At 58.9% G+C, this 18,771-nt stretch carries 20 protein-coding genes and 1 tRNA gene; 14 read left to right on the top strand and 7 right to left on the bottom strand.

The window, feature by feature from the left end:
* Nucleotides 1-462 precede the first annotated feature (462 nt).
* The 3 genes from HCZ23_RS15005 to HCZ23_RS14995 all read right to left on the bottom strand — a co-directional run bounded on the left by HCZ23_RS15005 (nt 463) and on the right by HCZ23_RS14995 (nt 3,498).
* Complete coding sequence (locus HCZ23_RS15005) at nt 463-1,530, bottom strand: glycine betaine/L-proline ABC transporter ATP-binding protein (protein ID WP_167602549.1); 1,068 nt, start codon at nt 1,528-1,530, stop codon at nt 463-465.
* The gene (locus tag HCZ23_RS15000) at nt 1,523-2,410 is read right to left on the bottom strand and encodes a proline/glycine betaine ABC transporter permease (protein ID WP_167602548.1); all 888 of its coding nucleotides are present in this window, start codon (nt 2,408-2,410) and stop codon (nt 1,523-1,525) included. The genes HCZ23_RS15005 and HCZ23_RS15000 overlap by 8 nt, the downstream gene beginning before the upstream one ends.
* A 77-nt stretch (nt 2,411-2,487) precedes the next feature.
* Entirely contained in the window at nt 2,488-3,498 is a 1,011-nt protein-coding gene (locus HCZ23_RS14995) for an ABC transporter substrate-binding protein (RefSeq protein ID WP_167602547.1), read from the bottom strand.
* A 368-nt stretch (nt 3,499-3,866) separates the two neighbouring features.
* Between HCZ23_RS14995 and HCZ23_RS14990 the strand changes: the two genes are divergently transcribed.
* From HCZ23_RS14990 to HCZ23_RS14975, 4 genes are all read left to right on the top strand, one after another.
* A complete protein-coding gene (locus HCZ23_RS14990) occupies nt 3,867-5,654 on the top strand; it encodes an ABC transporter transmembrane domain-containing protein (protein ID WP_167602546.1) in 1,788 nt (595 codons plus the stop codon).
* A 91-nt stretch (nt 5,655-5,745) separates the two neighbouring features.
* Nucleotides 5,746-6,168: a peptidoglycan-binding protein LysM gene (lysM, locus tag HCZ23_RS14985; RefSeq protein ID WP_167602545.1), complete on the top strand. Its 423-nt coding sequence runs from the start codon at nt 5,746-5,748 to the stop codon at nt 6,166-6,168.
* A gap of 214 nt (nt 6,169-6,382) precedes the next feature.
* Entirely contained in the window at nt 6,383-6,658 is a 276-nt protein-coding gene (locus tag HCZ23_RS14980) for a hypothetical protein (RefSeq protein ID WP_167602544.1), read from the top strand.
* 52 nt (nt 6,659-6,710) lie between these two features.
* The gene (locus tag HCZ23_RS14975; RefSeq protein ID WP_167602543.1) at nt 6,711-7,988 is read left to right on the top strand and encodes a DUF2254 domain-containing protein; all 1,278 of its coding nucleotides are present in this window, start codon (nt 6,711-6,713) and stop codon (nt 7,986-7,988) included.
* Here HCZ23_RS14975 and HCZ23_RS14970 read toward each other — a convergent pair.
* Entirely contained in the window at nt 7,952-9,070 is a 1,119-nt protein-coding gene (locus HCZ23_RS14970; protein ID WP_167602542.1) for a beta-ketoacyl-ACP synthase III, read from the bottom strand. The genes HCZ23_RS14975 and HCZ23_RS14970 overlap by 37 nt on opposite strands.
* A gap of 247 nt (nt 9,071-9,317) precedes the next feature.
* Between HCZ23_RS14970 and HCZ23_RS14965 the strand changes: the two genes are divergently transcribed.
* Complete coding sequence (locus tag HCZ23_RS14965) at nt 9,318-11,216, top strand: acyl-CoA synthetase (RefSeq protein WP_167602541.1); 1,899 nt, start codon at nt 9,318-9,320, stop codon at nt 11,214-11,216.
* Between the two features lie 265 nt (nt 11,217-11,481).
* Nucleotides 11,482-11,700: a hypothetical protein gene (locus HCZ23_RS14960; protein ID WP_167602540.1), complete on the top strand. Its 219-nt coding sequence runs from the start codon at nt 11,482-11,484 to the stop codon at nt 11,698-11,700.
* Nucleotides 11,701-12,060: 360 nt separating this feature from the next.
* Here HCZ23_RS14960 and HCZ23_RS14955 read toward each other — a convergent pair.
* A tRNA-Thr gene (locus HCZ23_RS14955) sits at nt 12,061-12,135 on the bottom strand.
* Nucleotides 12,136-12,201: 66 nt separating this feature from the next.
* Here HCZ23_RS14955 and HCZ23_RS14950 point away from each other — a divergent pair.
* The gene (locus tag HCZ23_RS14950) at nt 12,202-12,351 is read left to right on the top strand and encodes a hypothetical protein (RefSeq protein WP_217703216.1); all 150 of its coding nucleotides are present in this window, start codon (nt 12,202-12,204) and stop codon (nt 12,349-12,351) included.
* Here HCZ23_RS14950 and HCZ23_RS14945 read toward each other — a convergent pair.
* Both HCZ23_RS14945 and HCZ23_RS14940 read right to left on the bottom strand, forming a co-directional pair.
* Entirely contained in the window at nt 12,345-13,238 is an 894-nt protein-coding gene (locus HCZ23_RS14945) for a hypothetical protein (RefSeq protein ID WP_167602538.1), read from the bottom strand. The genes HCZ23_RS14950 and HCZ23_RS14945 overlap by 7 nt on opposite strands.
* Before the next feature lie 51 nt (nt 13,239-13,289).
* Nucleotides 13,290-13,688: a hypothetical protein gene (locus HCZ23_RS14940; protein ID WP_167602537.1), complete on the bottom strand. Its 399-nt coding sequence runs from the start codon at nt 13,686-13,688 to the stop codon at nt 13,290-13,292.
* Between the two features lie 205 nt (nt 13,689-13,893).
* Between HCZ23_RS14940 and HCZ23_RS14935 the strand changes: the two genes are divergently transcribed.
* The 7 genes from HCZ23_RS14935 to HCZ23_RS14905 all read left to right on the top strand — a co-directional run bounded on the left by HCZ23_RS14935 (nt 13,894) and on the right by HCZ23_RS14905 (nt 18,747).
* Nucleotides 13,894-14,055 carry a hypothetical protein gene (locus HCZ23_RS14935; protein ID WP_167602536.1) on the top strand — a complete coding sequence of 54 codons (162 nt, stop codon included), beginning with the start codon at nt 13,894-13,896 and terminating at the stop codon, nt 14,053-14,055.
* Between the two features lie 9 nt (nt 14,056-14,064).
* Nucleotides 14,065-15,333, top strand: a complete 1,269-nt coding sequence (murA, locus tag HCZ23_RS14930) for a UDP-N-acetylglucosamine 1-carboxyvinyltransferase (protein ID WP_167602535.1) — start codon at nt 14,065-14,067, stop codon at nt 15,331-15,333.
* The gene (locus tag HCZ23_RS14925) at nt 15,333-15,812 is read left to right on the top strand and encodes a DUF2948 family protein (protein ID WP_167602534.1); all 480 of its coding nucleotides are present in this window, start codon (nt 15,333-15,335) and stop codon (nt 15,810-15,812) included. The genes murA and HCZ23_RS14925 overlap by 1 nt, the downstream gene beginning before the upstream one ends.
* Before the next feature lie 87 nt (nt 15,813-15,899).
* The gene (locus tag HCZ23_RS14920) at nt 15,900-16,349 is read left to right on the top strand and encodes a hypothetical protein (protein ID WP_167602533.1); all 450 of its coding nucleotides are present in this window, start codon (nt 15,900-15,902) and stop codon (nt 16,347-16,349) included.
* A gap of 141 nt (nt 16,350-16,490) precedes the next feature.
* Nucleotides 16,491-17,801, top strand: coding sequence for a histidinol dehydrogenase (gene hisD / locus HCZ23_RS14915; protein ID WP_167602532.1), 1,311 nt, complete (start codon nt 16,491-16,493; stop codon nt 17,799-17,801).
* Between the two features lie 9 nt (nt 17,802-17,810).
* A complete protein-coding gene (locus HCZ23_RS14910) occupies nt 17,811-18,287 on the top strand; it encodes a UPF0262 family protein (protein WP_167602531.1) in 477 nt (158 codons plus the stop codon).
* Nucleotides 18,288-18,291: 4 nt separating this feature from the next.
* A complete protein-coding gene (locus HCZ23_RS14905; protein ID WP_167602530.1) occupies nt 18,292-18,747 on the top strand; it encodes a low molecular weight phosphatase family protein in 456 nt (151 codons plus the stop codon).
* The last annotated feature ends 24 nt before the right edge of the window (nt 18,748-18,771 follow it).

Below are 18,771 nucleotides of genomic sequence, written 5' to 3'. Positions count from 1 at the left end.
CGCTGTCTGCGCCGCCGGTGAAGGGGGTTCTAAGGCGAGTGGCTCAAACCCGCAAGCGCTTTTTGAAAGAAAAATGAAAAAAGATGCGCCCTCTGCCTGAAACCCCTTATTTTACTGGCCTTGGCGCATATTTTTTTTGCACTCTTTCTGCGGAGTTTCGTGCTTTCCCGGCTTGGGTGCCCTGAATCAGAGGGCAAATCAGCGAGTCACTTTGACTGAATCGGGTCGCAACTCTCCCTATGGATGCAAATCACCCCGAATTGCCCCGGCGTAAGGCGAGTGATTTTTATGAATCGGGACTGACTCGGCCGGAATCAGAGGTGAATCGCGCGTGAATCTCCCGACTCGCGAGTCGCCAAAGCCTCAAACGCCACGACTCCGTGCCCCCAAAGGAAAAGGGCGAGGTTTCCCCCGCCCTTTGTATCGAACCACATATATATGCCGCTCTTCTATGTGTGCGCGTCACGCGTAGCGCACCTCATCGTCGCTTTCGCTCTCCAAAGGCTTCAACGCATTGATTGCATCGTCCAAGGAGACAGCGCCCAGCGACTCGCCTGTGCGCGACACCACAGGACAAGTGTAATCCGGCGCCTTGGTCAGTTTCGGCAGAGCCTGTTCAATCGACATGCCACCGCGCAGGGTCTCCCCCTGCCCCGTCGCGCCTTTGCGAGCGATAGAGCGCAGGCGCACGACCTTGGCGCGGTTGATGTCGCGAATGAAGTCGGTGATGTAATCGTCCGCCGGCTTCATGATGATGTCCTGCGGATCGCCCGACTGGACAATCTCCCCGTCGCGCAGAATCGCGATCCGGTCGCCGATGTTGAGCGCCTCGTCGAGATCGTGGGTGATGAAGATGATCGTCTTGTGCAGCTCTTCCTGCAATTCGAGCAGGATCGACTGCATATCGGTGCGAATGAGCGGGTCGAGGGCGGAGAAGGCCTCGTCCATCAAGAGAATGTCCGCATCCGTCGCCAGAGCGCGGGCCAGGCCCACACGTTGCTGCTGCCCCCCAGAAAGCTGGGAGGGGTATTGCGCCTCGAACCCATTCAGGCCCACACGGTCAAGCCACTTGCGGGACCGCTCCTCCGCCTCTTTATTGGCGACACCCTGAATCTCCAGACCATACATCGCGTTTTCCAACACAGTGCGGTGCGGCAGCAGGCCGAATTTCTGGAACACCATCGACATCTTGAAGCGGCGCAAATCGCGCAACTGGTCCGTCGACATCGCCAGAACGTCCTCGTCGTCGATCCAGATCTCGCCCGAAGTGGGTTCGATCAGGCGATTGAGGTGACGGATGAGTGTCGACTTGCCGGAACCAGAGAGGCCCATGATTACCTGAATGCCCTTCGCGGGAATATCGAGGTTGATGTTGTTGAGCCCCAAAGCATGGCCGTGCTGATCCATCAGCTCCGGCTTGCCCATCCCGGCTTTGACATGTTCCAGCGCGCGCGCCGGGTTGTCGCCGAAGATCTTGTAGAGATTGCGGATGGAGACTTTGACCTCTGTCGTGTCCGTCGTATCAGTCATGGCCGCTCTCCCGATAAGCTTGCAGACGTTTGCCGTAGGTCTGGCTCACCCGGTCAAAGATGATCGCGAGCGCCACAATGGCGAGACCGTTCATCAGGCCCAGCGCCAGATATTGGTTGGAAATGGCGCGCAGCACAGGCGTGCCGAGGCCTTTGACCCCGATCATCGAGGCAATCACCACCATGGACAGCGCCATCATGATCGTCTGGTTCACACCCGCAAAGATGTTGGGCAGGGCCAGCGGGATCTGAACGCCAAAGAGTTTTTCGCGTGCGGAGGCACCAAAGGCGTCGGCGGCTTCCATCACGTCTTTATCGACAAGACGGATGCCCAGATTGGTCAAACGCACGATGGGCGGAATGGCATAGATGCAGACAGCCAAAAGTCCCGGCACCTTGCCGATGCCCAAAAGCATGACCACGGGGATCAAGTAGACGAAGGACGGGATGGTCTGCATCACATCGAGAATGGGCGTGACGATGCGCTGCGCAATATTGGAGCGCGCCATCAGGATGCCGATCGGAATCCCGACCGCGATACAGACGAAGGTCGCGACGGAAATCATCGCCAACGTCGCCATCGTATCTTCCCACATGCCGAAATATCCGATCACGAGAAAGGCCAGAATGGTGCCGACGGTGATTTTCCAGCTGCGCGACCCAAGCCAGGCCAAAAGCGCAATCGCACCGACGACCAATGGCCAGGGGGCATTGGTCAGAAGGCTCTCAAACCAGATCAGAAACTTGAGAAGGGGGGAGAAGAAAGCTTCGAGGTTTTCCCCGAAAGCCCGAGAGAAAGAGAGAAAGCCTTCGTCGATGGTTTGACGAAAGGCAGAGAGGTCGCGGCGTCCCAGCGACGGAAATTCGATGAGCCAGTCCATATATGATGTCCTTATGCGATACGCGTAGGGGCCGCATCATCGTGACACGGCCCCCTCCGAAAGTTGCGCAAGGCGCCTTAGAGGGCGTCTTTTACTTTTTCGGCGACATCTGCAGGCACCCACTGGGTCCAGATATCTTCCTTGGTGGCGAGGAATTCGAAGGCGGCATCTTCACCGGTGGCCTGGTTCTCATTCATGTAAACCAGCATGGCGTTCATTTCGTCGCCCGGGAACACGCGGTTCTCGAGATAGCCCATGGTCACCGCATTCTCTTTCGCGAAATCTGCCGTCACGACAGAGTGCACCACGGATTCGGTCCAGCTCGACGGCTGCGGATCGGCACAGTCGTCCACGGATTTCACGATACAGCCGTCCCAGTTTTCAGACCCGGCCCATTCGGTTTCGAACGGCAGCATCTGCAAGTCGTAGCGACCGATGACCGCGGTCGGGGACCAGTAGTAGCCGAACCACGGCTCATCGCGGTTCACCGCCTTGGCGATGGAGCCATCAAGACCGGCGGCAGAGCCCGGATCGACCAGCACCCAGCCTTTTTCTTCCATGTCGAAGGCACGGAACATGTTGGCGTTGGCCGGTTGGCACCCCCAGCCAGCCGGACAGCCCATGAAGGCGCCTTTGCTCTCATCTTCGATATAGGGGACCAGTTCCGGGTGCTCGAGCATCTTCTCGACCGTGTCGATCTCCGGGTGATCTTCCTTGAATTTCTTCGTAACCCACCAGCCTTCGCCGAGACCCGTGATCGGACCTTCGAGGGCGGAGACAATGCGGCCTTCTTCGACGGCCTTCGCCAGCGGCTCACGCACCGCGTTCACCCAAAGCTCAGGCGCCAGATCCGGCTCGCCTTTTTCATTCATCGAGGTAAAGGTCGGCGTGGTGTCACCAGAGATGATGTCCACGTCACAGCCATAGCCTTCTTCGAGAATGATCGCATCGACATTGGCGAGAAGAGAGGCCGAGGCCCAGTTCATCTCGGCAATGGTGACGCTGCCACAGTCGTCCGCCGCGAAAGCGCCGCCGGCCATGGTGCCCAGAGCCAGAACGCTGGCTGCAAAAAGTTTATTCTTATTCATAAGGGGGACTCCCGCTTACTTCGTGTGTGTTCCCCGGTCGACGCATATTTTGCGTCCTCATAACCGGCCACCACCCCGAATTGGGCGATTTCTCCGCGCTTGCCGTTCGTGGCCCATCAAAGATGCGCCTCACCCCCCTCCTCTCCTATGTATGAAGAAGGCCCTGAGGCACGATCCGGCGGAGCGTGGGCATAAACCAACATATCACGCCCCGTGATGCAAGCCGTGTTCCGACGTGATGACCCCGTGATGTCACGTCAGCCCCGAAACATCATGAAAATGACATGATCCGCACAAGAGTTGCGCCACGGGCACGGGCGCACTATCAGTCATGCACCAAATCGCTCTCATATATATAAGGACAGGATATGGCCGCCGACCGCACACTCACGGATGCCACCGAACGCGAAAAGTCGAAACGCATCGGCGCGCTGGCAGAGCTCTGGCCCTTCATTCGCCCCTACAACGGCCTGATGGCCGCCGCGCTCGTGGCCTTGGTGATCACCGCTTGCATTTCTCTGATCCTGCCCATCGCGGTGCGTCGCGTGGTCGACGGGTTCCAAAGCGCGGGCGTGGTGCTATTGGATCAATACTTCGGCGCAGCTTTGATGATCGCGGGCGCTTTGGCGCTTGGCACCGGGATGCGCTATTACCTTGTGACCCGGTTGGGCGAACGCGTCGTCGCCGACATCCGCAAGGCGGTGTTCGACCGGATGATCCGCATGTCGCCCGCGTTCTACGAAAACATCATGACCGGCGAGGTTCTGTCGCGGATCACCACCGACACCACGCTTATTCTCTCGGTCATCGGCTCATCCATTTCGGTCGCGCTGCGCAATGCGCTCATTATGGTGGGCGGGCTGATCCTGATGCTCTTCACCTCGGCCAAGCTCACGGGGCTGGTGCTCTTGATCGTGCCCGTGGTGATCGTGCCGATCATCGTTTTGGGCCGCCGCCTGCGCAAACTGTCGCGCGAGAACCAGGAATGGATCGCCTCCTCCTCGGGCACCGCATCCGAGGCGCTCCTGTCCGCCCAGACCGTGCAGGCCTTCACAGGCGAAGCGCAACAGGCCGCGCGGTTTGACGAGGTCACCGAGAAAAGCTTTACCTCCGCCCATACCCGCATCAAGACCCGCGCCGCGATGACCGTCATCGTGATCGCCCTGATCTTCTCGGGCGTTGTTGGCGTCTTGTGGATCGGCGCGCGCGATGTGCGCACCGACGTGATGACCATCGGCGAGCTGGTGCAATTCGTGATCTACGCCATCATGGTCGCGGGGGCCGCTGGCGCGTTGTCCGAGATTTGGGGCGAATTGCAGCGTGCGGCGGGGGCCACCGAACGTCTGGTCGAGCTTTTGTCCTCCGAGGACCCGGTCAAAGACCCTGCGCATCCCCTGCCCTTCCCGGAACCTGCGAAAGGGGCCGTCTCCTTCAACGATGTGCGGTTCTTCTACCCTTCCCGCCCGACCACGCCCGCGCTCGATGGCGTATCCTTCGAGATCAAACCCGGCGAAACCGTGGCGCTCGTCGGGCCCTCGGGCGCCGGGAAGTCCACGATCATCCAGCTTTTGCAACGCTTCTACGATCCGCAAGAGGGCGTGATTTCCATCGACGGCCAGCGCATCTCCGACATGGCGCGCGGCGATTTCCGTCGTCACATCGCGCTTGTGCCGCAAGATCCGGTGATCTTCGCCGCCTCCGCCGCAGACAATATCCGCTTTGGTCGCCCCGATGCCTCCATGGACGAGGTCGTCAAAGCCGCCAAAGCCGCCGCCGCCGATGAGTTCCTCACGAAGCTGCCGGAAGGTTATGAGTCCTATGTCGGCGAGCGCGGCATCATGCTCTCGGGCGGACAAAAGCAACGCGTCGCCATTGCGCGCGCCATCCTGCGCGATGCGCCGATCCTTCTGTTGGACGAGGCCACATCTGCCCTCGATTCCGAATCCGAGCAACTGGTGCAGAAAGCCGTCGAGGACATGGCCCGCACCCGCACCACGATCATCGTCGCGCACCGTCTGGCCACCGTGAAAAAGGCCGACCGCATTCTTGTGTTTGAAGACGGTCGCATCGTCGCCACCGGCACGCATGAGGAATTGATTGCCGAGGGCGGGCTTTATGCGCGTCTTGCCAAGCTGCAATTCACCAATGGGATCTGATTCAGCGGGGAGAACGCCGAAAATTTCCCGTTTTCATTCGGTTACAATCGGCAGATAGTCTTGGCCAAACCCAGATGACAGGAGACACAACATGGGATTGTTCAGCTTTGTGAAAGACGCCGGCAAAAAGGTGTTTGGTAAAAAAGAAGAAGAAGCCGACGCGGATGCCATCCTCGCCGAGATCAAGGCGCTTGGTCTTGAAGCCGAAGGCATCGAAGTCGCGGTGGACGGTGACAAGGTCGTGCTTGGCGGCACCGTGGCCGATCAGGTGACCAAGGAGAAAATCATCATGGCCGCGGGCAATGTCGAAGGCGTCGCCGCAGTTGAAGACACGCTCGAAGGCAACGACCCGGTGTTCCACGAAGTCAAAAAAGGCGACACGCTTTGGGGCATTTCCAAAGCTGCCCTGGGCGACGGCAACCGCTATATGGAGATTTTCGAGGCCAACAAGCCGATGCTCTCCGATCCCGACAAAATCTACCCGGGCCAGATGCTGATCATCCCGCAGGGCTGATCAGAGCGGAGATCACGAAACAAAGGCGTCACATCTTCGTGGCGCCTTTTTTCATGGAACCCTTTGCTTAGGAAAGTCGCATTTGACGCCTGTGAAAAGGGCTGTGCCCTCGCCCACATTATTTCCATATAGGAAACAGTTGCTTGGAAAATCGTTAACAAACACTATAGCTTTGATCCCATATTCACGAGTCAGCGGGCTGTTCATTTTGGATTTGCATAACAAGCAGGAATGGCTCGAGGAAAAGATCACGGAACGGTTGTTGACCGACCGGCTTAGCCCCTATGCCACGCTGCAAAGCCTGATGACCGACCCCGACGCCCCCGACCCGATGGAGGCGGTCTTTGCCCTGACCACCGTGGCGGCCGATCTGTCGGGCTGGCAGGAAGCGGGGCTTTATGATCTGTCCAATCGCTGCTTCGCGGCGGCCACACTTTTTATCTGCGAACTTTGGTCGGATGGCTATCGGCTTGATCCGCCAAGAGAATGAGCCATCATAGGACGAGGGCATCCGGGGCCCTGTTCCAAATCAAGGCGTCGTGATGTTCGATCTTCTCAGAAAACCCCTGTTGTTCTTTCGACGCTATTATCATGCGCTCTGGCTGCGCGTGACGCTCTATGCGCTTCTGTCTCTCCTGGTCTCTTTGATCACCCTGGTGCTGCGCAACTATATGCCCGAGGAGTTGAGCCAGAGGATCGACACCGCCGCCGTGATGCCGGTCCTGACCATTCTGGCCTCCTCGATGCTGGCGGTTTCCACCTTTACCCTCAATGTCATGGTCGGCGCGCATAGTTCGGCGGCCAACACCGCGACGCCGCGCATCCACCGTCTGCTGCTTCAGGACACGACGACGCAATCGGTGCTCGCCGCCTTCATCGGCGCCTTCATTTTCGCGCTCAGTTCGATCATCCTGTTTCGCACCCATCTTTATGGCGATGACGAGGCCATTGTCGTCATGGCGATCACCATCCTCGCCGTGGTCATCATCATCGTCGCCATGCTGCGCTGGATCAAACATCTGAGCGAACTTGGAACGATAGACAACAGTCTCGATCTGGCCGAACGGGAAGCCAGACGCAGCCTCACCGCGCTCAGCAAAGAGCCCGCCCTGGGCGCCAATCTTCTGACGCCAGAAACCGTTCTGCCGGAGGACACGCGACCGCTTCGGGCGCCAAAAACCGGCTATATCCAATTCGTCGACACCCCCGCGCTCAATGACTGCGCGGGCGAGACCGGATTGATCTATGTGCTGCAACGCCCGGGACAATTCGTTTTGGAAGGCACGCTTTTGGCGCAGGTCTCTGGCCTGTCGCCCGAGGCCGACATGGGGCCGATGGCCCGCGCTTTCGTCATCGGCAAAACCCGCACCCATGAGGTCGACGCGGAATTCAGCCTCACCACATTGTCGGAGATTTCCTCAAAAGCGCTGTCTCCCGGCGTCAACGATCCCGGCACGGCGATCGACGCGATCGGTCGTTTGACGGCGCTGTTCTGGGACACGACCCAGATCGAGGTCACCCAGACCACCCGCGCGCCGCGTGTCTTCTGCCCGCCGCCCTCATCACAGGCCCTGATCGACGCCGCCTTCGCCGCCACCGCCCGTGACGGTGCCGGGCAGATCGAAGTGACCCGCACCCTGCGCCATAGCCTATTGGCCCTCTCCGAGGCGAAAGACGCAGCGCTGGCGGATGCCGCGCAAGACATGGCGAAACGCGCACTGGAGTATGCGCGCGCAGCCTTGCCGCTTGAAAGTGAGAAAGCGGAGTTGGAAAGCGTGACCGCTCAGAGCTTTTCGACCACCACAGACCCCACGGAGTAACCCGCCCCGAAAGAACAGATCAGCCCCAGATCGCCCGCATCCATCCCGTCATGATGCCGGGCAAAGGCGATGATCGAACCGGCCGACGAGGTGTTGGCGTAGTCTTGCAGGATGTTCGGCTGCTCTTCCGGCTCCGGCGTGCGGCCCAGGACCTTTTTGCCGATATAATCGTTCATCGACTTGTTCGCCTGATGCAGCCACATGCGTTTGAGCGTGGTCGGGTCTTGCCCCTCCTCATCCATATGCTGCGCGATGTGATGCGAGACCAAGGGCAGCACCTCTTTGAACACCTTGCGTCCGTTCTGCATGAACTGCATGTCGCGGCGGTCGTCCATTTGGTCGTGCGCGCGGCGCAGGAAGCCGTTGTTGTTGCGGATGTTGTTGGAAAACTGCGTGGCGCAGCGGGTGGAGAGCACTTTGAACTGCGGCTTGGTGGCCACGTCGGAGGCCTCCAACAGCACGGCGGTCGCCACATCGCCAAAGATGAAATGACAATCCCGGTCGCGCCATTCGAGGTGGCCGGAGGGCAACTCCGGGCACAGAACCAGCGCGCGTTTGATCGAGCCTGCGCGGATCATGTCCACCGCCGTCTGGATGCCGAAGGTGGCCGAGGAGCAAGCGACATTCATGTCGAAAGCAAAGCCGCCCGCGCCCAAAAGCGCCTGAATCTCCACGGCCATCGCCGGGTAAGGGCGCTCCATATTGGAGGCCGCACAAAGGATCAGATCGACATCAGAGGCCTCGACACCCCCCGCAGCCAGCGCCTGCGTCGCCGCATCGACGGCCATCTCCGCCATCAGGGACGGCTCCTCATCCGAGCGCGGCGCATAGCGCGGGCACATGCGGGTCGGATCCAGAATGCCGTCCTTTTCCATCACATAACGGCTCTCGATGCCCGAAGCGGCAAAGATGAACTCGGAAGAGGAGTAGGATTTCGCCTCCACCGTCCCCGCCGCAATCGCGTCGGCATGGTCGGCATTGTAGAGATCGACATAGGCGTTGAAGGCCACCACCAGCTCATCGTTGGAAATCGAATAGGGAGGGGTAAAAACACCCGTGCCACTGACCACTACCTCTTTCATCTCGCCGCTCTCCTGCCGTATGCGTAAGTCAGCGCACCCTAGTCAGACTGCGACCTAACGTCCACTGTCCGCAGGTACAGGATCGAAAAGGTGACGTCGCGTCGGGGTGACGCCCACACAATATGACGCTGCGTTGCAGGGCGAATGCGGTCTCTTGCACGGGGGACGCTTTGTCCGCATCATGCTTGCGAGGAGACGAGGCCCCGGCACAATGGGCGCTTCGATAAGGATAAAAGGGGAGGACGCGATGCCATCCGATTTCAGTTCGCTCAACGCGCGCAATCTGATCGAGGCCGAAATGCCGTGGGAGGCCCGTGATGTGCCCACCACAATCTACGAACGGCTGGTGAAAACCGCCACGGCCTTCCCGGATCGCCCGGCCTTTTCCTATCAGATCACGTCAGGTCCGAAGGACAAAGCGGAGACGATGACCTGGCGCGAAACGCTGGCCCAATCCACTCAGGCCGCCAATATGTTCCGCGCGCTCGGTGTCGGCGAAGAGGATGTCGTTGCCTATATCATGCCCAACGCAAATGAGACGGTCCTGACCTTTCTCGGCGGCATGATCGCGGGGATCGTGAACCCGATCAACCCGCTTCTGGAACCCGAACAAATCGCTGCCATCCTGCGCGAGACAAACGCAAAAGTCGTGGTGACGCTGAAAAGCTTCCCGAAGACGGATGTGGCGCAAAAGGTCGCCGAAGCGGTGCGTCACGCGCCGCATGTGAACACGGTGCTCGAAGTCGACCTGTTGCATTACCTGACGCCGCCGAAGAAATGGATCGTGCCCTTCATTCGTCCGAAAAACGAGGACGCGCGGGCGCATCACGCCGATATGCTCGATTTTAACACGGAGCTGGCGAAACACCCCGCCGACCGACTGACGTTTGCGGATTCGACCGGGGACCGCGTCGCCGCCTATTTCCACACCGGCGGCACAACCGGCATGCCCAAGGTCGCCCAGCACAAATATTCCGGCATGATCTACAACGGCTGGATCGGATCGCGCCTGTTGTTCACCGAAGACGACAACATCATGTGCCCGCTGCCGCTGTTCCACGTCTTCGCCTGTCAGGTGATCGTGATGAGCCAATTGGCCTCCGGCGCGCATGGGGTTTACCCCACGCCCGCGGGCTATCGTGGCGAAGGTGTGTTCGACAATTTCTGGAAGCTCTGTGAGCGCTGGAAAATCTCCTTTATCATCACCGTGCCGACCGCCGTGTCTGTCCTCATGCAGCGCAAGGTGGACGCCGATATTTCGTCCGTGAAAATGGCCTTCTCCGGTTCCGCCCCTCTGCCCGTCGAGCTTTACAAACGCTTCGAAGAGGCCGCTGGCGTCGAAGTCGTCGAAGGCTATGGGCTGACCGAGGCGACCTGTCTCGTCTCCGTCAATCCGGTGGGGGGAATCAAGAAGATCGGCTCCGTCGGCATTCCCTTCCCGCATACAGACGTGAAAATCCTGCGTCACACGGGCGAGGGTACGGTGGAATGCGGTGTCGATGAGGTCGGCGAGATTTGTATCGACAGTCCCGGCGTGTTTGCCGGGTCGACCTATACGGAAAAGGACAAGAATCACGACCTCTTCCACCATGACGTCTATCTACGCACGGGGGACTTGGGGCGCATTGATGAAGACGGCTATCTCTGGATCACGGGCCGCGCCAAGGACCTGATCATTCGCGGCGGTCACAACATCGACCCCGCCGAGATCGAAGAAGCGCTTGCGGGGCATGATGCCATCGCCATGGCGGGTGCAATCGGCCAGCCGGATGCCCATGCGGGTGAGTTGCCCTGTGCCTATGTCGAACTGGTCGAAGGCGCCTCGGTCACCTCTGACGAGCTGATGGACTACGCCAAAATCCACATCCACGAACGTGCCGCGATCCCGAAATATATCGAGATTCTCGACGAGCTGCCGAAGACCGCCGTCGGCAAGGTGTTCAAACCGGACCTGCGCAAGCGTGCGATCACGCGCATTTATAATGCGGCGCTGGAAAAAGCCGGACTTGAGGCGCGGGTGGTCAGCGTGATCGACGACAAGAAACGCGGCCTCGTCGCACAAATCGCATCTGAGGCAAAACCAGAATCAGATCAGGTGAACCATGTTCTGGGGCAATTCACCAATCCCTGGGAATGGGCCGCTTGAGCAAGGTCTTCGCACCGCATTCTTAACCTATGTCAAAGCCCCTCACGGGGCTTTGCGCATATTTAACGGTAGGCGTTGCGTAAACTTTTTCGAAAACCCGCCGCGATTAATCGAATTTCAACGTTTGTTGGCCACGATTGTGCCCAGATTGCTGCATAGCGTGACTTCAGACGTTCCAATAGCCTCACGGATCAGAGAACTCACACCGAACCCAAACCGTCTGAGCCCAAACCGTCTGAAAAAGACACGCCCGAAAGGAATGAACATGATTGCCGGATTGCTTCTTCTCTCTTTCCTCACCGCCACGGTCGCAACCTCTGTGGGAATTGGAATGGTGGGCTTGCCGCTTTGGTCCGGTTTGATCCTGTTCCCGATCATTGGCTCGGCAACCCTTCTGGCAGCCTCCGTCCTGGTCTATGCGCACCGCGCCTCGGCACAGCATCACGACCTTGAAGCGCAACAGGACGAACACGCCCTCGCCTGAGACGGCCCGCTTCCACATCGGATAGATATGACGACTTCGCGTTCCCTCGCGAAGTCTTTTCCATTTAAAGCGACACTTGTCAGATGAGCGCGACATTTCAGATTTGCGCGACATCGACGGCCCTTCGAGCAGCGCCGCTCATCAGCCAAAGCGGTCGTGTGGCCATGCCCCCCTCAAGCCCAGACCTTAGACCAACACCTACCATCACATGCAGGACATCCTAGGAACGCGCTGAACCTCAGGACAGGGTCAGTTCATGCGATGCATGTGTAAATCTAATGGAGATGGTGCAGGTAAGACGAGAATTCTCAAACCGGAACTGGCCTCAAGTAGCGCTCCGCGCGTTAGGCCAATTAAAAATGGTGCTGCTGGAGAGAATTGAACTCTCGACCTCTCCCTTACCAAGGGAGTGCTCTACCTCTGAGCTACAGCAGCGCCGGGGTGCGTCAAGTGCGCTAAGTCACCGTCGCCGTGGGCGGCTAATTAGACGTGATCGCATCGGTGCGCAAGCGTATTTTCGATAAAAATTTCCATCCGGGCAAAGTTTCTTTTTCAGGTGCGATCTTTGGCGGCAATCACATCACGCCGTCTATGGCGGGATCAGGAAATCACAGCGAGCACTCCACCGCCCTTGGAACATCGACCTACTGAAACTCGAAGCGGAGCAGGTCTTCCTTGGTGTGGATCATTTTGAGTAAGTCTCTGCGCCAAGCACGTATGCCATAACACGCGTCAATCACCGCTTCTTTCAAGAGATCGACTTCAGACCATTCAGCATCATCAAACCGTTCAAACGCGATTGCTTTCAGGTACTCCAATCTCTCTTGCGACTTTGTCTCAAAGGTCAAACCAGCAAAATAACTCATCGCAGCAATACAAACAGTCGGTTCTTCTTCCATAGGCCATTCTTTCAGAACGGCTCTGAGCTCCGGTTCCAGATAACTCGCGGAATGCCAGTAATTACAGACCGCCGTGATCACGGCTGCCGCTCTCTCATCGAAAACGTCATTCTCGCGAAAATACTCAAAAGCAGTTCGATAGCGTTGCAGCCCCTTATCGTCACAGTCGAACAATAAGGCATAGGCGTATACCCCGTAGTGAAACTGACCCTCAAAGTCTTCCCAGAACATGTCATGGACCAAGGCTCTCTCTTCCTCGGAAACGTCCCGATCATGTTTGGCGTTCTGCCAAATGTGATTCAAACGTGTTTCGGTATCCTCTGCGACCGCAGTCCGGAGCTTTTCGAAGAGAGCGCTGGGTAACTTCTCTTTGAGGAAGTCTGCAAAAGCGACCTGCCCTGGGGTGTCCTTGAGGAGAAAGTACCCCGCAATGACTTCGTCCACCAAGACCGTCAGCATATCCTCTTGGTCACTATCTTTAAGCGCCTGCGCAATTGCACCGTCAAATTCAGCTTTACGCTCCTGCGTCCAAGGCTCAAGACAGTCCTTGTAATCCCTCAGGGCGGTTACAAGCATTGCTCTTTCGTCAAGTGACGTGCTCTCGATGATCGTGCGAAAAGCAGTCCCCTTATTGGTCATTTGCCCGTCCTCTTCGATAATCGCGCAAAGCGCATGGAATACTGTTTTGAATTAGGATGCCATCTCCATCTTGATCTGCAACGCGCAGCCAAGTTCGGAGATGAATTGAAGTATTTCTGGTGAGATGCCAGCGTAGGCCGCAACGTCGCGCGTGGTGAGGTAGAGAAACAACATCGCCCAAGCATGCGGAGTTTTGAGGAATGCGCAAAGCTTCTCGTTCTTTCGGATTTCAGACATGAGCCAAGGAAGATGCAGGTTCATGTCGCATGTTGGCTCTACAAACCGATCACTGTGCAAGGAAAGACCTAAGCCTTTTGGGACGAACCCTAACGCATTCGCAATCGGCTCTGGAAACCCGGTCGCTCGACTTAGATCGGCACGGTTCAGCTGATCCGAGAAGACAGTTAGCCACGCCCTATGAACGTCTTTGTTGTCCTCAGTGTCTGTCATGGAACCTGCGTGGAGGACCCGCGCAGGGCTTGCGAAGGCAAGGATAAATTTCGCAGTGAGCATTTGTCTTCTGATGTCCTCCCGGATCTTCCACGCCGATTTCACAACGACTGCGGGTCGCAGCGTTTCACTTTCCCGCGTCGCCCCCGGCGACCTTCCCTACCAACACTGGACGAGGCAAACGGCATTGGCTACATGGGAGACCATGGACAACAAGACCGATCCCTCACGGAAACCTGCGAAACCCGCGCCGAAAAGCCGGGATGAGCGTTTGAAAGCCGCGCTGAAGGCCAACCTTCAGCGACGCAAAGCGCAGGCGCGTGCGCGAAATGCTTCCGATGAGAGCGACGACGGCAAGGACGAGTAAGGCAAGAGCATGGATTCTATTCTGGTGCGGGGCAATGGGCCCCTGAACGGTGACATCGAGATTGCGGGGGCGAAAAACGCCTGTCTCGCGTTGATGCCCGCGACGCTTTTGTCGGACGAGCCGCTGACGCTGACCAACGCGCCGCGCCTGTCGGACATCAAGACGATGACCGCGCTTCTGGCCTCTCTGGGCGCCGAGGTGACCGCGCTGCAAGAGGGCAAGGTGCAGGCCATGTCCTGTCACGGCGAGATCAACCCGGTCGCGGATTATGAAATTGTGCGCAAAATGCGCGCCTCGAACCTGGTGCTCGGCCCTCTCCTCGCGCGTCTCGGCCATGCGGTCGTCTCTCTGCCGGGCGGCTGCGCCATCGGTGCGCGTCCGATGGATTTGCACACCACGGCGCTTGAGGCCCTGGGCGCAGAGATCGAATTGAAAGACGGCTACCTGCACGCCAAGGTCAAAGGCGGTCGCCTCAAGGGCGCCGTGCACAAAATGCGCTTCCCCTCTGTGGGTGCGACGGAGAACTTCCTGATGGCGGCCTCGCTGGCCAAGGGCACCTCGGTTCTCGAAAACGCCGCGCGCGAACCAGAGATCGTCGATCTGGCCGACTGCCTCAATAAAATGGGCGCCCAGATCGAGGGCGCTGGCACCTCGCGGATCGAAATCCAAGGCGTCGATCGCCTGCATGGCGCGACGCATCCGGTGGTCACAGATCGGATCGAGCTTGGCACATTTATGTTGGCGCCCGCGATCTGTGGCGGTGAAGTGACCTGTCTCGGCGGCAAGCTGTCGCTGGTCGAAAGCTTTGTTGAAAAACTCGAACTGGCGGGGGTTTCCGTTGAGGAAAACGAGCGCGGCCTGACCGTGTCGCGCAAAAACGGCCGGGTGAAAGCCGTCGATGTGACCACCGAACCCTTCCCCGGTTTTCCCACCGATCTTCAAGCCCAGATGATGGCCCTTCTGTGCACCGCCGAGGGCACATCGGTCTTGGAAGAAACCATTTTCGAAAACCGCTTCATGCACGCGCCGGAGCTCATTCGCATGGGCGCGAATATCGAGGTCCATGGCGGTCACGCGACGGTGCATGGCGTCGACAAACTCAAAGGCGCACCGGTGATGGCGACCGATCTGCGCGCCTCTGTTTCGCTCATTCTGGCGGGGCTGGCGGCGGAGGGCGAAACCGTGGTCTCGCGGGTCTATCACCTCGACCGCGGCTATGAGTTTATCGAGCGCAAGCTCTCGGGCATCGGCGCGCAGGTCGAAAGGATCAAAAGCTGATGGTCGAAGATGCGAGATTCGAGGACGGAGGCGAGCGCCCGCTGGCATTGAAGGCGATGGATGCGGACGACCTGACGGTGATCTCCGCGCTGGTGCAGGACGCCATCGTGCCCATGGGGGAGATTTCCTATGACACGGGCCGCCGCCGTTTCGCTTTGCTGATCAATCGCTTTCGTTGGGAAGACGTCGAGGCCGCCGAACGCCGGGGCCGTCCCGTGGAACGTGTGCAGGCGGTTTTGCTCTTTGACGACGTGATGTCCGCGCGCTCGACGGGCGTGCCCTCGGGCGACAAGGACATGATCCTGTCGCTACTGTCGATCAGTTTTGCCGCCAAAGAGGACGGCATGGGCACGGTCGAGATCACCTTGGCCGGCGACGGCACGATTGCGCTTGAGGTCGAAGCACTGGACGCGACGCTCAAGGATGTCACACGCCCCTATGTGGCACCGTCGCATCACGTCCCGACGCACGAAATTTAATTCATCCAACCGGCCTTTACCCGTGATGCATTAAGGTTTCTTTTGCAAATACAGCCGTTAAACGACGACGATTATTTGGAGAATTGCATGAAACCTATTCGTAACGCCCTGTTGGCCTTTGGCATGTCCTTTGCATTTGCAGCCCCGATCCACGCCGCCGAGAATGGCGGCACCGCCACGGTCGATAAAAACTATGCGCATTCGGTCTGGAATTGGGAAAAAATGGGCGAGGCTCATATTTTCTGGACCCTCTACGGCACCGATGGTTACCTCACGGTCTGCGGGGGATACACCACGAAAGGGCCATCCGCGACACGCAAGTTCACACGCATCGCCTTGCGGGACACCGCCGTTTTCATGAACGACACATCCATCATCACCAACCTCAATTGGCTGACGACACTGAAAGGCAGCGGGAGTAATCCTGACGTCATCGGGCAGCAAGTGAAGTGCAAAGTGACCACCACGCCAATCCCGGCCAAAGGGGACGACGTTCAATTCGAATTGCGGTCCCGCAAAGACACCTATCGCGGTTAAACGCCCGTGCTGTGGCCTTGAGACGCTTGAGGCCCGCACAAAGCCACGCTATGTCGGTCTCCAAACGCGTGCTTCTGGCGCGCTGTGCCCTGCCCGGCCTGTGTTTTCAGGCCAAAAGTGGTGCACTTTAAGGAGACCGACATGCCCCATTTTCTGTCCACAACGGACGCCGATTTCGAGACCCGCTTTGCCGCGCTTTTGACCATGAAGCGCGAGGACAGCCCGGATGTCGACGACGCCGTGGCCGCGATCATCAAGGACGTGCGCGACCGTGGCGATGCTGCGGTGTTGGAACTCACCGCGCGCTTCGACCGGATGGAGTTGACCGCCGACAAGCTGCGGTTTTCCGACGCAGAAATTGATGCGCTCTGTGCCCAGGTCTCTGCGGAAGAGCGCGACGCGCTGGAACTCGCGGCGCAACGTATCCGCGCCTATCACGTCCGCCAGATGCCCGATGATCAGATGTGGACCGACCCGGACGGCGCCACCTTGGGCTGGCGCTGGACGCCGGTCTCCGCCGCCGGGCTTTACGTGCCGGGTGGACTCGCCTCTTATCCGTCGTCTGTCTTGATGAACGCCATCCCCGCCAAAGTGGCCGGCGTCGAGCGCCTCGCCATCACCGTGCCGACGCCCGACGGCCTGGCCAATCCGCTCGTGCTCATGGCCGCACGCATCGCAGGCGTCGACGAGATTTACCGTATCGGCGGCGCGCAAGCGATTGCCGCGCTGGCTTACGGCACCGACACCATCGCGCCGGTGGACAAGATCACCGGACCGGGCAATGCCTTTGTCGCCGCCGCCAAACGCCGTGTCTTTGGCAAGGTCGGCATCGACATGATCGCTGGGCCGTCGGAAATTCTGGTCATCGCCGACAAGCACAATGACCCGGACTGGATCGCCGTCGATTTGATGTCACAGGCCGAGCATGACGAAAGTGCACAGTCGATCCTGATCACCGATGACGCGGAGTTCGGCGCGGCTGTCGCGAAGGCTGTTGAGGCGCGCCTTGAGACGCTCGAACGCCGCAAAATTGCCGCCAAAAGCTGGGAAGACTTCGGTGTGGTGATCACCGTGCGCGATCTCGAGGAAGCGGCCATGCTGTCGGATCGCTTCGCCCCCGAACACCTCGAACTTTGCGTCGAGGACCCGGATGCGCTGTCCACGAACATCCAACACGCCGGTGCGATATTCTTGGGCGCCTGGACGCCCGAAGCCATCGGCGACTATGTGGGCGGTCCGAACCACGTCCTGCCCACCGCGCGCTCTGCACGTTTCTCGTCGGGCCTGTCGGTTTTGGACTTCCTCAAACGCACGACATTGGCCAAGATGTCCCCTGAAGCGCTCAAGGCCATCGGCCCGGCAGCGGAACGTTTGGCGAAATCCGAAAGCCTTGAGGCGCATGGCCTGTCCGTGCGCGCGCGGCTGGAACGGCTGAATGCTGGTGAAGACTAAGAGGGTGTGATGAGCAAACTGATCGCCGTTGAGATCGACGACGCGGGGCTGACGGCGCCCACGCCCGAGATCGAACAGGAACGAAAAGTCGCGATTTTCGATCTGTTGGAGGACAACTCCTTCACCCTGCCCGCGCGCGAGGACCGCGCGGTGCCCGAGGGGCCGTTCAAGCTTGGGCTGGCGATCCGCGAGCGGCGGCTGGTGTTCGATCTGAGCACCGAAGCCGGGGATAAGGCAGCGGAGTTTCATCTCTCGCTCGGGCCGTTCCGGCAGGTTGTGAAAGACTATTTCCAGATTTGCGAAAGCTATTTCGACGCCGTCAAAAAGATGCCGCCCTCACAGATCGAAGCCATCGACATGGCCCGGCGCGGCATTCACAACGAAGGGGCGCGGGTGTTGCAGGAGCGGCTCGAAGGTAAGGCGGAGGTCGACATCGACACGGCGCGCCGGTTGTTCACCCTGATTTGCGTATTGCACTGGGGGTAAGGGCGTGGCGGCAGAGTTCCCTCATTCGGTTCTGTTCTGCTGCGATCACAACGCGGTGCGCTCGCCCATGGCCGAAGGCTTGATGAAGAAATTCTACCCCGGTCAGGTCTATGTGCAATCCGCAGGCGTGCATTCCGATCTCGATGTCGATGGCTTTGCCGTCGCGGTCTGCGAAGAATTGGGCATCGAGTTGCACCGCCATCAATCGCGGTCTTTCGACGACCTGAAAGACTGGGGCGACGACATTTCCTCCTACGATCTGATCATCGCGCTCTCCCCCGCATCTCAGCGCCAAGCGCTTGAACTGACACGCTATTACCACCTTGAGGTGGAATATTGGCCAATCATGGACCCGACCGGCATCGGCGAGACGCGGGACGCGAAACTCGATGCCTACCGTCAGGCCCGCGATCAAATCATCACCCGGATGCAGGCCCGTTTCGGCCCGTCCAGCTCTTAAACGTCCCTTCTCTTCAAGGATCTC

Origin of the sequence: Celeribacter sp. HF31, assembly GCF_011806455.1 — a bacterium.
Lineage (GTDB): Bacteria > Pseudomonadota > Alphaproteobacteria > Rhodobacterales > Rhodobacteraceae > Celeribacter.
Note: the sequence above shows the minus strand (reverse complement) of the source record. Positions and strands in the feature narration are given on the sequence as shown.